Annotated in this window: 12 protein-coding genes and 1 pseudogene; 9 read left to right on the forward strand and 4 right to left on the reverse strand. The window is 39.1% G+C overall.

Going from position 1 to position 14,257, the window contains the following annotated elements; translation table 11 throughout:
• Nucleotides 1–40: 40 nt before the first annotated feature.
• The 5 genes from RDN22_RS04635 (at nucleotide 41) to RDN22_RS04655 (ending at nucleotide 7,471) form a co-directional block, all read left to right on the forward strand.
• The gene (locus RDN22_RS04635) at nucleotides 41–622 is read left to right on the forward strand and encodes an iron-sulfur cluster assembly protein (protein ID WP_308556384.1); all 582 of its coding nucleotides are present in this window, start codon (nucleotides 41–43) and stop codon (nucleotides 620–622) included.
• The gene (locus RDN22_RS04640) at nucleotides 622–1,830 is read left to right on the forward strand and encodes a DUF438 domain-containing protein (protein ID WP_308556386.1); all 1,209 of its coding nucleotides are present in this window, start codon (nucleotides 622–624) and stop codon (nucleotides 1,828–1,830) included. The genes RDN22_RS04635 and RDN22_RS04640 overlap by 1 nt, the downstream gene beginning before the upstream one ends.
• A 405-nt stretch (nucleotides 1,831–2,235) precedes the next feature.
• A complete protein-coding gene (locus RDN22_RS04645) occupies nucleotides 2,236–4,062 on the forward strand; it encodes an SLAP domain-containing protein (RefSeq protein WP_308556388.1) in 1,827 nt (608 codons plus the stop codon).
• Between the two features lie 163 nt (nucleotides 4,063–4,225).
• The gene (locus RDN22_RS04650) at nucleotides 4,226–5,440 is read left to right on the forward strand and encodes an MFS transporter (RefSeq protein ID WP_308556390.1); all 1,215 of its coding nucleotides are present in this window, start codon (nucleotides 4,226–4,228) and stop codon (nucleotides 5,438–5,440) included.
• Nucleotides 5,441–5,518: 78 nt separating this feature from the next.
• Nucleotides 5,519–7,471: a M13-type metalloendopeptidase gene (locus RDN22_RS04655; protein ID WP_308556392.1), complete on the forward strand. Its 1,953-nt coding sequence runs from the start codon at nucleotides 5,519–5,521 to the stop codon at nucleotides 7,469–7,471.
• Between the two features lie 235 nt (nucleotides 7,472–7,706).
• On the opposite strand, the gene RDN22_RS04660 is transcribed toward RDN22_RS04655, so the two are convergent.
• Nucleotides 7,707–9,725 (reverse strand): KUP/HAK/KT family potassium transporter, encoded by a 2,019-nt coding sequence (locus RDN22_RS04660; RefSeq protein WP_308556394.1) that lies wholly within the window; start codon nucleotides 9,723–9,725, stop codon nucleotides 7,707–7,709.
• 200 nt (nucleotides 9,726–9,925) lie between these two features.
• On the opposite strand from RDN22_RS04660, the gene RDN22_RS04665 reads away from it, so the two are divergent.
• Both RDN22_RS04665 and RDN22_RS04670 read left to right on the forward strand, forming a co-directional pair.
• Nucleotides 9,926–10,078 carry a DUF6290 family protein gene (locus tag RDN22_RS04665; RefSeq protein ID WP_308556396.1) on the forward strand — a complete coding sequence of 51 codons (153 nt, stop codon included), beginning with the start codon at nucleotides 9,926–9,928 and terminating at the stop codon, nucleotides 10,076–10,078.
• A gap of 67 nt (nucleotides 10,079–10,145) precedes the next feature.
• A complete protein-coding gene (locus RDN22_RS04670; protein WP_308556398.1) occupies nucleotides 10,146–10,310 on the forward strand; it encodes a hypothetical protein in 165 nt (54 codons plus the stop codon).
• Between the two features lie 11 nt (nucleotides 10,311–10,321).
• Here RDN22_RS04670 and RDN22_RS04675 read toward each other — a convergent pair.
• The 3 genes and pseudogenes from RDN22_RS04675 to RDN22_RS04685 form a co-directional block, all read right to left on the reverse strand.
• Nucleotides 10,322–10,453, reverse strand: a pseudogene (locus tag RDN22_RS04675) (AbrB family toxin-antitoxin system antitoxin); the annotation flags it as partial.
• A gap of 81 nt (nucleotides 10,454–10,534) precedes the next feature.
• Nucleotides 10,535–10,972, reverse strand: a complete 438-nt coding sequence (locus RDN22_RS04680; RefSeq protein ID WP_308556400.1) for a hypothetical protein — start codon at nucleotides 10,970–10,972, stop codon at nucleotides 10,535–10,537.
• An 84-nt stretch (nucleotides 10,973–11,056) separates the two neighbouring features.
• Nucleotides 11,057–11,485: a hypothetical protein gene (locus RDN22_RS04685; RefSeq protein WP_308556402.1), complete on the reverse strand. Its 429-nt coding sequence runs from the start codon at nucleotides 11,483–11,485 to the stop codon at nucleotides 11,057–11,059.
• Between the two features lie 348 nt (nucleotides 11,486–11,833).
• On the opposite strand from RDN22_RS04685, the gene RDN22_RS04690 reads away from it, so the two are divergent.
• Both RDN22_RS04690 and RDN22_RS04695 read left to right on the forward strand, forming a co-directional pair.
• Nucleotides 11,834–13,054, forward strand: coding sequence for an SLAP domain-containing protein (locus RDN22_RS04690; protein WP_308556404.1), 1,221 nt, complete (start codon nucleotides 11,834–11,836; stop codon nucleotides 13,052–13,054).
• An 11-nt stretch (nucleotides 13,055–13,065) separates the two neighbouring features.
• Complete coding sequence (locus RDN22_RS04695) at nucleotides 13,066–14,166, forward strand: SLAP domain-containing protein (RefSeq protein WP_308556406.1); 1,101 nt, start codon at nucleotides 13,066–13,068, stop codon at nucleotides 14,164–14,166.
• Nucleotides 14,167–14,257 lie beyond the last annotated feature (91 nt).

Genomic DNA, 14,257 nt, shown 5'->3' on the forward strand with positions numbered 1-14,257 from the left:
ATAGTAATTGCAATTACCCTTATTTTTTGGAGAAAAAATTATGAAAGAAGAAAAAATAGAGTTAGTTGATCAAGTTATGACGGCCTTGCAAAAGGTAATTGATCCGGAATTGCAAGTTGATATCGTGAATCTAGGTTTGATCTATGGTATCGATATTGAAGGTAAAAAAGCCACGGTCAAGATGACGTTAACTATTAGTGGCTGTCCTTTATCGACCTATTTGCAAGATCACATTAAACAGGCCGTATTGTCCGTTAGCGGTATTGATTCTTGCCAGGTACAATTAGTCTGGTATCCTGTTTGGTCGCCTGAGAGGATGACTGAGGCGGCTAAGCGACAATTGGGGATGCTTGATAATCAAGCAGAAAAAGAAGAGATCGAAGAAACAGAAGAAAAGCAGAAGATCATCGATTTCTCAATTCCGATTAAAAAATTGGCTGACGAATATCCAGACTTCGTCCAGATTATGTACGATTGCGGCTTTACTAGAATTAAAATTCCAGGTCTGCTTTCAACAGTTGGCAGAGTAATGACGATTCCGCTTGGTGCACAAGCAATGAAGCTTGATTTGAATAAGATCAAGCAAGCATTTGAAGAAAAGGGCTACAAGGTGATTGAATAATGGCAAATTTAAGTAAAGAAAGACAAGAGGCACTGCTTAAAATCCTGCATTATATTCAAGATGGCGGCGATTTTGCGACAGCCAAGAAGATGTTCCAAGATGAGTTTGACCAAGTCGACGTCTCTGAAATTACGGCAGCAGAACGTGAATTAATTGCGCAAGGTCTAGACCCACGCAATATTCAATACTTGTGTAATGTGCACGCCGATGTGTTTAAGGGTAGCATCAAAGAAAATAAGGAAAATCCTGACTTCTCGATGCCAGGGCATCCAGTAAACACGATTAAGCAAGAAAATGTGGTTATCAAGTCACTGGTTAATGACTTTTTACTGCCTAATTTAAAGAAGTGGAAGGAAAATCATTCTGATGAAACCTTAAGTAAAATTAAGCAGGCTTTGTCTGATCTAGCTACAATTGATAAGCATTATGCTAGAAAAGAGACATCGCTGTTTCCATTAATGACCAAATATGGCATCACTGCTCCGCCACAAGTAATGTGGGGCGTGGATGACAAGATTAGAGGCTTGATCAAAACTGCAATTGATTTAGCTAATGAAACTCCAATAGATGCGGAAAAATTGCAAAAGGCAATTAAGGAAGCTAGTCATGAAGTGCTGGAAATGATCTTCAAAGAAGAGGACATCATGATTCCGATGATCGATGAAGTAGCTAATCCAGAAGACTGGGACAATGTTAAGCGTGAAGAGAAGCAGATTGGCTATACTTTAATCAATCCACCAATGAATTGGCATGCTAAAAAAGAACCTGCTCAAGCAGGTCCAATTTCAGTTGATAATCTTTCTAGTTTGTTCATCAACTTTAAAGAAGGATCGCTGAACTTAAAGCAATTGTCCGCAATTTTGGATCTTTTGCCATTTGCCTTAACCTTTGTCGATGCCGATGACAAGGTGGCTTATTTTGGCGGAGGCAGCGCAATTTTCCCACATTCTAAAAACGCGATTGGTAATTCGGTCTTCTCATGTCACACACCAGCCAGCAAGCCAATTATTGAAAAGATCTTCAAGGAATTCCATGAGGGCAAGAAAAAAGAGATTTCATATTGGTTTACGCCAAAGAAGATGGGTCGCAAGTTGTATCTGCGCTATTATGCAGTGCATGACGATGCCGGTAAATATTTGGGATGCTTAGAAGTGGCGCAAGATATTACCGATATTGAGAAGTTAACCGGACAGAAAAAGAGTAATTAAATTTCTTATAGAAACATTACAAAACATGTCAAATTATTGTAAAAAAACTATTTAATTTTAATAGGACAATATTATAAAAGGATTGAGAGTAAAGGCTATATAAATATTTTTTAATAGTACTTTTTGTAAAGAAATATATTAAGCGTTTGTTACAAATGAAAAAATAGAGTTTAGAACTTGCTTTTTTGAGAAGAGGTAAGTAGAATATAAAACGTGGTAAGTGATAAGGGTGCTTCAGGCATGTCGCCTGTACGCATGCGAATTCTTCAGTGAGATTACTACCTCATAAGAGTTATAAACTTATGAATCTTATTTGGAAGAGTTTTGTACATAATAGGCTCTAGAACATGTAGGGGCTAATATCCTTATTGCTATTTTTTATAATTATAAGGAGGAAAAGACCACATGAAGAAAAATTTAAGAATTGTTAGTGCTGCTGCAGCTGCTTTACTTGCAGTTGCCCCAGTTGCTGCTACTGGTTTGACTCAAGCTGTTTCAGCTGCTACTGAACAACAATTACCAGCTACTGTACCAGCACAAGTAAATGTTGGTGATTATTTCACATTTGTTAAAACTGATCAACAACCTAATCCTTCAGTTACCGCTTATGTTCATGGTGACCCAGAAAATAATACAGTAAGTCAACCATATACTCTTTCACTTAATGATGTTGGCGGCTATGAAAATCAATTAAAAGTTATTTCAAATAAGCGTGTTGTACGTTCAGAAAATAACAACGAAGTCCAATATGTACAAGTTCAATATGTACAAAAGGATAATGGCGCTAACGTTAAAGCATGGATCCCTGTTGGTCAAACAAGCATTCTTACATACCATGCAAATGGTGGCGAACAAGAAGCAAGTAATGTATACTTAAGAGTAGGTGATGGTGATACTCTTGCAGGTGAAGGCGCATATGCTGATAATAACACTGTTTATGCAGGTGATACTGCTTCAGCAGGTGTAACTAGTCTTGCAACCTTAAAAGATGCCGTTGAAAAACTTGTTCAATTAGGTAGCGATACTGGCGCTAACCATTCATTTGTGAAATTAGGAAAAGATGATTGGAACAAGTACGTTTGGAACAATGGTTCAGCAACTAATGATGCTAACCTTATCGCTCAATTATCTAAGCAAGGGGTTTGGAAGAACAATAAGATCGATGCTGGTAGCAAAGCTTTCCACGTTGATGTAACCACTAATGGCGGTAATACTGTTCGTGTTGTATTCCAACACACTTCTTACTCTGACTCAGATGCACCTGTAATCATTTACAAAAATAATGGTGAAGGTACTGTATTAGGAACTGTTGCTAACGGTTATAGCAATGCAGGTAATTGGACACCAGTAAATGGTCATGTTTTAACTATTATGAAGCATGATTCAGGCACTTTCCAACCAACTGATTACTTTGGTGCATGGGAAAGCAATACTAAGCGCGGTCGTATCAATGTAACTGTAAAGAGCAGCAATGTTGACTGGACCAAGAACGGTTTATACAGTGTTGAACTTTCAGCAACCAACCAAGCAGGTAAAACTACCACAGCTACTGTTCCAGTAATTGTGACTGATGTTAAGGGTCAAGTTAAGACTGTTGTAAATAATACTGATGTTTATACTGAACAAAATGGCTCAATGACTAAGGCTAACTTGGTTAACTTTGCTCAAACTGTAACCCCAGGTTCACAAGTTTACGTTTATGGTTCAGCAGTAACTAAGAAGCTTGATGGTAAGGATGTACAATTCTACAGAATCGTAAGTCCATCAGCAAACTTCTGGGTAAAGGCATCAGACCTTAAGGATGGTCAAACTACTACTAACAACGACGCTAACAAGGGTGTTGCACAAACTGGTACTGTTAAGATCATGCACGCAGCTTACACTTACGAAATCAAGGACGGTAAGCTTGGCTCACGTGTAACTTCAGCAGATACTCTTCACGCATACAGCGAAGTTCCTGTATATGGTACTGTAACTGTTAACGGCAAGAAGTACTACCGTGTATCAGCAACTCAAGATTGGTACATCAACGCAGGTAACGTAGATGGTACTCAAAGAACCTTGAAGCACAACTCATACGTTTACAACAACAAGGGTAAGCGTGTAAAGAGTGAAGGTACTTGGAAGAAGAATTCACGTCACACCACTTACGGTGCTGCTATGACTGTTAAGGGTAACAGAATGTACAGAGTTGCCGAAAACCGTTACGTTAAGGTTGTAAACTTTAACTAATTGGTATAAAACTATTAGTAACTATTTTAGTTTTAAAACGCTCATCGAAAGATGAGTGTTTTTTTGTTAAAATTATTTCTTGAATTCATAAATAAGTAGAATTATTGTTTAAACGGGAATTAATACAATGACATAGTCGATCATTATAATGAAAGAGAAAGTGATGATGGTACATAACAAATATAAAAACGATGAAATTAAACTTCAATGGATAGTTTTAAGTGAATTAGCTACTTGGATTGGTGCTAGTTTCATTTGGCCATTAACTTCTGTTTACTTAAATAAGCAGCTCCACATCAGTTTATCGATGATTGGTGTGGTTCTGTTTTGTAATTGTGCCAGCAACATTGTGGGTTCAATTATTTCAGGCCACCTTTATGATAAGTATAATCCGTACCCATTAATGCTCTGGGGATTGGGCCTTGATGCCGGTGTTCTATTTTTGATGGCTGCCTTTCACGGCTGGCCAGAATATTGGATTTGGCTGACTTTAACCGGCTTTTTGGGTGGTTGGAACGGAACTTTGATTAACTCCGTTGCCACTAGTTTGAAAAAGTATCCGGGCAGATACGTCTTCAATGTTTTGTACTTCTCACAAAACTTGGGTGTGGTTACTGGTACCTTGATCGTAGGATACCTCTATGACTTCTCAATTACGCTCTTATTCGTAATTGCAGCACTCTTATTTGTAGTTGGCTTTATCAACGCAATCTTCAACTACCGGCCAATTATTGCCTTCCATAAGGAAAGAATGGCTAAGACCAAAAAGGGTGAAAAGCACAAGGCAGAACCAATGCCAAAGCGCAATTTCATTATGACTATGGTCTTCTTCACGACCTTGGGCGTAACGTGGCTAATGTACATGAACTGGGAATCAAACTTGTCCGTTTACATGGTTTCTTTAGGGATTCCATTCCACTTGTACAGTTTGCTCTGGACGCTTAATGCCGGCGTAATCGTTATTATGCAAGGTATTTTGGCACGCTTTCCTAATATCTTTAAGAATCTATTCCAGCAGATCATCTTTGGTATCTGCATGTTCTCACTATCATTTATCACGTTGGTATTTGCCAAGGACTTCGCACACTTTGCCTTATCAATGTTTATCTTGACTTTAGGTGAATCAACTGCCTTCCCAGCTATTCCTGCCTACGTCAACGACTTGTCGCCACTTACCAGTAAAGGTAAGTATCAAGGCGCCAACATGGTAGCTTCTGGGATTGGCCGTGCCTTTGGACCATTATTTGGTGGTTTAATCATCGACCAAGCAGGCTACATCCCATTTTTCTGGGTAGCCGCCATCATGATCGCCTTAATGATTGTGGTCATGATTCCAACTTATATGAAGTTGCACAAAGAATTAACTATATATAAGTAAGTCAAAAAATAAGTAAAATTAAATAAAAATGATATAATTAGCTTGATTTAATTTTTTAAAAAGGGGGATTATTCCTGAATGTATAATAAAATGGCTGTTCGCGGCGGTGCCGGCAATATCCTTGAACCTAAGGTTGGCACTCGTCCACAAGATAATTTGTACTTAGCTGTTAACTCTGAATGGCTTGAAAATGTAAAAATCCCATCAGACCGTTCAAGAATCGCAAGTTTTGACAGCATTGACCTTGATGTTGAAAAGAAGTTGATGAAAGACTTCGCAGATTTTGCAGATGGTAAAAAAGAGATTGCCGATGTTCCTAACTTGGACAAGGCAGTAGAACTTTACAAGTTGGCTCGCGATTTTAACCGCAGAAACGAAGATGGCGCAAAGCCAATCCAAGCTGACCTTACTTTGCTTGAGGGTATTCGCGACTTCGCTGACTTCAACTTGAAGGCTCCAGATTTATTCAAGGCATCTTTTGCATTGCCATTTAGCTTTGACGTTGATGCCGACATGAAGAACACCAAGATTAATGTGCTTCAATTCTTTGGTTCATCAATCTTCTTGCCAGATACTACTACTTACAAGACTGACGCGGCTGAAAAGTTGCTCGCTGTTTTGAAGAAGCAATCAATCGACCTTCTTAAGTTAGCTGGTCTTTCTGCAGGACAAGCTGAAGAATACGTTGTTGATGCTTTGAAGTTTGATGAAAAGGTATCTAAGGTAGTTAAGTCATCAGAAGAATGGGCAGACTACCCAGCAATGTACAACCCAACTTCAATTAAGGATTTTGAAGGAAAGATCAAGAACTTCAAGATGGATTACTTCTTGAAGGAAGCTTTGGGTGAAGTTCCTGACCGTGTAATCGTTGCAGAACCTCGCTTCTTTGATCACTTTGATGAATTGATTAACGAAGACAATTTCGATGAAATCAAGGGCTGGATGATCGTTAAGTTCATTAACGGTGCTGCTAGTTACTTGTCACAAGAATTCCGTGAAGCAGCATTCCCATTTAGCCAAGCTTTATCAGGTCAACCAGAACTTCAAAGTGGTGAAAAGCAAGCTTACCACCTTGCAAACGGCATGTTTAGCGAAGTTGTTGGTGTTTACTACGGTAAGACTTACTTTGGCGAAGATGCTAAAAAAGACGTTTTATCAATGATCAAAAAGATGCTTGCTGTTTACGAAGAACGCCTTAAGAACAATGACTGGCTTTCTGAAGAAACTAAGCACAAGGCAATTGTAAAATTACGTGCCTTGATCTTGAAGATTGGTTACCCAGACAAGATTGAAGAAATCTATGACCGTTTGAAGGTAACTCCAGCAAGTGAAGGTGGCAGCCTCTACTCAAACGCTAGAGCAGCTGATATTGAACAAGTTAAGTACAATGTTGAGAAGTTGCACAAGCCAGTTGACCGTACTGTATGGCTCATGCCAGGTAACTTGGTAAATGCTTGCTACGACCCACAAAGAAATGACTTAACTTTCCCAGCCGCAATTTTGCAAGCACCATTCTATGACTTGAAGCAAGATCGTGCCGAAAACTTCGGTGGTATTGGTACTGTAATCGCCCACGAAGTTTCTCACGCCTTTGACAACAATGGTGCCCAATTCGATGAATACGGTAATATGAAGAATTGGTGGACTGAAGAAGACTACGCTGAATTTAAGAAGCGTACTCAAGCTGAAATCGACTTGTTCGATGGCATTAAATATGGTCCTGTAACTTTGAACGGTAAGCAAATTGTTTCTGAAAACATTGCTGACCAAGGTGGTTTGACTGCTGCTGTTGAAGCTAACAAGGGTGAAAATGGCGACATGAAGAAGTTGTTTGAAAACTTCGCTCGTATTTGGGCTAACAAGCAACTTACTGAATCAATCAAGACGCAAGTTTCAGTTGACGTTCACGCACCTGGTCCAGAACGTGCTAACGTTCAATCACAATGCCAAGAAGAATTCTACAAGGCATTTGACGTTAAGGAAGGCGACGGTATGTGGCTTGATCCTGAAAAACGTGTGGTAATTTGGTAATACAATCATAAGTTTTGCTGTATTTTAACAATTCCGAGGGTAAAAATTAGCCATTTTACATTTTGCAAACTATAATATGGTTGGTTGCAGGATTGCTACTATGCTGCAACTTTATAACAACTTACTACCCATATAAGTTTATTGCACTAAAAAAGGCTCCGTTACGGGGCCTTTTTTGTGTGTAAAAACCATCAAAAAAAGCTCCCAAAAGGGAGCTCTTTTATTTAATATTCAATTATTTTTTAGCGTTGGAATAATCCTTAGGCTTAATCCGCTTAATGTAAGATGGATTTGGTCGACCTAAGATCAATGGGATACGTTCAATCACAGTATCCGCATATTCCAAACCGAACCATGAAGCAGGGTTGGATGACAAGTTCTGCAAACGAACACGTGCTTCAACCAGCCACTTCTCGTAACCAACAAGTTGAGTTTGTGGACTGATAACATCGTTAACAATAACGAATGAGAAGTCACCAACATCACGTCCTGGTGTTGTGGTGTATTCCTGTGGTTGTGGTTCAATTGTGCCGTCGGCGATCAAGTCGTGAACAATCTGACGAATGTAGACATTAACACTAGTCTGCTTCTTGAAACCAAGGTAAAGCTGAATGTTAATTACGTTCTTAGTGCCGTAAGTGTTAACAGCATATTCAGCGGTGAATGGTTCGTTAGTTACGTTAACAGTAACGAACCAGTAAGCCTTGGCACGCTTTGGACGCTTATCCAAGATTGAGTACAAGATTTCACGCTTGATGAACTTGTTGTACTTAACGTTAGCCATGTAAACCAAGTTGGTTGCGTAAGTTGGGTAATTTTCATCGTGGCTCAAGTTCGTAAGCATGTCGGTGTATTCGTCAAGACGAACGTAAGCGTTTCTTGATTCACGCTTGTCACGGACCTTGTTACCGTAGTACCAAACGTACATGATGAAGCCGATAGCACCAGCGATGAAGAGTGATACGTAACCATCGTGGGTGAACTTGGTCAAACTTGATACCATGAACATGATGTCAAGCACGCCGAAGAAGATGAGGAAGAGCCAATTCCAAACTGGGTTGACCTTCTTCATAACTAACCATTCGTAAAGTAGGATGGTTGTCATCAACATTGAAATTGTGATGGACAGACCATAGGCTGCTTCCATGTGAGCTGAAGTTTGGAAGTACAAAACAATAGCGATGGTTGCAACACAGATACCTTTGTTGATGGAAGGGATGTAGATCTGACCCTTTTCATTTGATGGATAGTTGATGTTCATTCTTGGCAAGAACTTAAGACCACTGGCTTCAGCAACCAATGTGAAGGAACCGGTGATCAAAGCTTGTGAAGCAATAACTGCGGCAACAGTTGCCAAGATAATGGCAGCAAGACGCATATTAGCTGGAATCATTTCAAAGAATGGGTTAAGCACACCGCCGTCGGCTGGACGATAAGTAGGATTGTTCAAAATCCAAACGCCTTGACCGAAGTAGTTGAGTGCCAAGCAGACAAATACGAATGGCCATGAACCTATGATGTTCTTCTTACCAACGTGGCCGACGTCTGAGTACAAGGCTTCGGCACCAGTAGTGGCCAGGAAGATTGATCCTAAGATGAAAATTCCGGCCTTGTTATATGGACTAAACAATACTTTAATCGCATAAACTGGGTTGATAGCTTGTAAAATTGACCAGTCGCCAGACATGTTAACCAATCCTACAATACCTAAGAAAGAGAACCAAATAAACATGATTGGACCGAAGGCCTTACCAATGATGCTTGTACCCATCTTTTGAATAGAGAAGAGGACAAGCAAAATGATGACGGTAATTGCGATAACCATACTTTGCGATGAAACAGGTACGCTTCCGCCAAACTTCAGTCCTTTCAGCCCTTCGATCGCTGTCGTAACAGTAACGGCAGGGGTCAAAGTACCATCGGCTAAGATGGCGGCACCACCAATTAAGGCTGCCAGCACAAGCCATTTGGCCCGTTTTCTAACTAAAGTGTACAGAGCAAAGATACCACCTTCGCCGTGGTTGGTTGCCTTCAAAGCAATTACCACAGTTTGAAGGGTAGTAAGCAAAGTCACCGTCCAAAGGACAAGTGAGATGGAACCGATGATAAAGTCGCGGTTGACGTTACCGATACCACCATTGCCTGCAACAATAGACTTCATAACATAAAGTGGACTAGTACCGATATCGCCGTAGACAATTCCGATGGCGATCAGTAAGCCAGCCGCACTCATGCGTTTAGACTTGTTATTCATTATAAAAAATCTCCCACAAAATAAATTGTAGCCTTTAATAAAAAAAGAAAATGCCACGCGACATTTTCTTGATACACTCATTCTCTTCCAAAATGCGATACATTGCAAGGAAAATAATTATGTTTTAATGTTGCTATATAATGACTAAAGAATAAATAGAAACTAATAAAGAGTGAGTAATAATAGTAAAGGTGATTTATATGACAAGAGAAAATTCTACTCAATTTATGAGAAATGCTATTTTGGAAAAACTAGAAGATAGTTTGGATTATCAAGACGCAATCGAAAATATTAAACTCTCTGACGGAGAAACAATTTCTCGTGAAGATGTAAAGAAAGATTTAGGTATCTAGTATTGAAATATACAAGGAAATTATCAAACTTCGAGATATCGAAGTAGTCATAAAAGAGGGATGCACAATGCTAAACGAGTTAGAGGAAAAAATATTTGATGCTGAAGTCGATGCTCATGCACTTGAAAATCTCAAAAATAGTACGCGTACCTTCAGCGATGAAGAAGTACGTGGAAGCCGTGCAGCCAAAAATCGCCATATAGAACTAGATGAGAATGATGGCTGGGAATAGTACTAAGTAGTCTATTGACTGCTTTTTTCTTTACCCACAGGAGTAACTTCGCGAGGATTGTAGCCTAATTCTTCATATTCTCTTTTGATTTCAGCTTCGTAGTCATAATCATCGTATGCTGAATCTGACCATAGGTCATAATCTTTAGATTGTTTTGCTTGGTTAATCATTTTTATTTCCTCTAAAAACAAAAAAGCTCCCAAAAGGAGCTTTTTGATAGCAAATTATGAAAGTGATGAAGGAATTTGCTTACGTTGATCTTCATCCCATTTTTCCCATGCTTCGTAAGTGAGCATTTCTTCTGGCTTAACACCAGTCTTGTCAGCCATCACCTTAAGCAAGTCCTTGAAGTTGTAATCGTGGTATTGCAATACGTGATCAACTAACTTCTTGCGTGGGAAGTGAATGTTGTTCAAAAGATAGCCGTTGATATCAACCATGTTGTGGTTTTCATCGTAAAGGTTGATAACTTCAAGATCGTCTTCGTCGAATTCAGCGATGTAGAAGTTAGCGAAAACCTTCAAGTAGTCAGGTTGATCCTTGAATTCTTCAGCTGGCATGGTGGTCTTGTTAGCTTCTGGCATTACGACTTTAAGATCGTCGTTTTCTTCTTCAGTTTCTTTATCTGCTTGAGCTTGAGCGTTTTTTTCTTCTTCAGTCAAAGTTTGTTACCCCTTTATTTAGAAAATAAATAGTACAAAATCAATAATAATTCTACCGACTTTTGCAAATAAAAGCAAATAAAACTATTTTATTTGCTTTTTTTGGCTGCTTGACCCAGCAGCTGAAGATTGGGTTGATGATTGAGTAGAAGGTTGGCTGCTGCTACTTTGGTCGCTTTCCTCACTGCTTGATTGACTGCTTTGCTTGTCTTCACTGCCACTAGAAGATGATGAAGAACTATTCTTATCCTTATCTTGATCCTTGCTGCTTGAAGAATCACTGCTAGAGTCAGAAGAACTACTTGAGCTTGAATCGCTTGAGCTATTATTTTCCTTATTATTACTATTGCTGTCTTCCTTAGCACCAGACTTGGTATTTGAATTGTTCTTAGTATTCGCACTAGCAGGTTGATTATGTTGCACAGCATTGGTGTGGCTAATGTAAGCTCCGGCACCGCCTCCACCTAGAACGAATAGCGCAAAAATAGTACCCCAAAAGATTAGTTTCTTCATTGTATCGAGTAACTCTCCCTTATGATAGAAAAATTATTTTAACAAATTTGGCCCATTTTTGGGTTTCAAATTGTTAGTAATAGTGTAAGACATCTGGCCGGCAGGTTGATTATAAAAAGCTCAATTTTAATAAATATTAAATAGTAGAAAACATGAATATAAAGACTGATCAAATTGCTTTCGGTAATAAGAGGGGGACTTAAGAACCACACCTTCAAGAATGGTGTTAAAATGTTTGAATCATAAAGCAGTGTAGATTTTTTAAATTTTTATGTAATATAATTTTAAATCTTGTGTCTGCGGCATTTGCTAGATACAATAGTAGTGTTATATTGAGGAGGATAATACATGAAGAAGAGGCTTTTAGCTAGTATTGCAAGTGCGGTTATGCTGACTACAATTACTGTACCTGTTACTAATAAAAAAAGTATAAGTAGTGCTTTCAGTCAGAAAGTTATGGCTGCAGATTATCAGACACAATTTTTAAATTTGGCTACTAAACAAGCTGTTAAAACTGCAAAAAAATATGGAATTTATCCATCAGTAATGATAGCACAGGCTATTGTTGAATCTGGATGGGGGCAATCTGGTTTAGCAGTTAATGCAAATAATCTTTTTGGAATAAAAGCTGATAATGACTGGTCTGAAGGCGTTTATTCATCTAAAACGAGAGAAGAAACTAAGGGTGGAAAAAGCTATTATACAAAAGGTAAATTCAAACGATATAATTCGTTAGAAGAATCATTTGAAGATAACGGACGGAAATTGCGTGAAGGTGTTTCATGGCAACCTCTGCGATATCAAGGTGTATGGCTTGAAAATGCCGATACTTATGTGGCGGCAACTAAAGCTTTAACTGGTACATATGCTACGGCAAATAATTATAATATAGTTCTTAATTCAAGTATTACTGCCCATAATTTAAATAAATATGATCCAGTTATTTCTAAGGTAGCTCAAACATATATCGTGGAAAAATCAGGTTCTACTTACAACTGGCCAACTGCACCTTCAGTTGCTCATGCAATCGGTTCAGTTAAGCAAGGCGAGAAGGTAACTGTAACTAAGACCATTACCTTCAACGATGGTTCAAGCAGAATGTACATCGATGGCAAGGGCTGGATTGATGGTAGTTCTCTTGGTGGTGGCAAGAAGAGCAGTGAACCAATCACTCAAGCTCCAAAGGGTGCAACTAAGACTCAAAAGACTTTGATGCACAACGCTTATGTCTACGACAAGGACGGCAAGAAGCTCGCTGGCAAGGTATTCAAGATTAACGACGAAGAAGGTTCTAAGTTAATCAATACTTACGGCACCAAGACCATCAAGGGCAAGAGCTACTACCGTGTTGGTGAAAATGAATATATCGCAGCCGGTAACATCGACGGTACTCTTAAATTCTTGAAGCGTAATTCATACGTTTACAACCAATACGGCAACCGTGACAACAGCTTGAAGCGCAAGAAGAATGAACAAGTTGCAACTTACGGTAGTGCAGTAACTATTAACGGACAAAAGTACTACAGAATTGGTATCCGTCAATACATTAAGAAAGCTAACTTCATGTAAGAGAGGTATATTTGAAACTTAAAAAGATAACTATCGCATTAATTGCAGCAATCAGTTTTATTGGAATTTTTTCTAATCCAGCTGAAGTTCATGCTGCATCAATCAACACTGAAGCTAAGAAATATAAATATAGCGGCGTTACTTACTTATATAAGATGCTTAAGCTTGAAGGTATTAAGTACAATAAGTTCCCTGGCGTCGACTATCAAAATGGCAAGCCAGAAGGAATCGTCGTTCACGAAACCGATGACCCTGGTGCCACTGCCCACGATGAAGCAATTTACTTCAACCGTGAATGGCAGAATATTCAAGCTTATGTTCACGCCTTCGTTGATAGCAAGCAAGTGATCCAGATGTGCTCACCTAATATGGGTACTTGGGGTGCAGGACCTAAGGCGAATAATCGTTTTATCCAAGTTGAATTGTGTGAAGAAGATAGTAGGGATGCATTTATTAAGTCAATTAATAATGATGCGATCTACATTGCTAAGCTCTTGCACCGCTATAACTTGAAGCCTGACAATGCTTGCGACGATGGTCAAGGTACGATCTGGTCTCACCACGCCGTCAGCAACTTCCTCGGCGGAACCGACCACGTTGACCCCGACACTTATTTTGAAAAATGGGGCTACAGCATGGATCAGTTCTATTCCCTCATTAAGTATTACTATGACTTGCAAAAGAAGGATACTCAAAAGAATGTGGCTGTGAAGGACAAGGATCCAAACAAGACTAAGGAAGAAATTCCAGTTGTTCAAGGTGCTGTAACTTTAGGTCACGATGCATATATCTATGATGCAAAGGGCAAGAACACTAAGAAGTTAAAGGCAGCCGGCAGTCCAGTTGTAGTGATGGGCTACAAGATGATCAACAACAAGAAGTACTACCAGATTGGCAAGAACCAATACGTAGTTGCTTCAAACATCGATGCCACTCCTAAGACCGTGAACAAGGATACATACTTGCGCACTCGCACTGGCCAAATCGAAAGACAAAACAAGGTCAAGAAGGGCAGCCGAGTATTAGTTTACGGCAGTCAACTTACAATTAAAGGTCAAAAGTACTACGCACTTAATGCTACACAATATGTTTTAGCAAGTGACGTTAATTAGAAAAAACACGTCTTATCCTAAAAGTTGAAGTGAGACCCAAAAGTTAGACACTTTTGGGTCTTTTATTATGACTAAATTTAATAAAGAACAA

It is taken from the genome of uncultured Lactobacillus sp., from assembly GCF_902491705.1.
Classification (GTDB): Bacteria; Bacillota; Bacilli; order Lactobacillales; family Lactobacillaceae; genus Lactobacillus.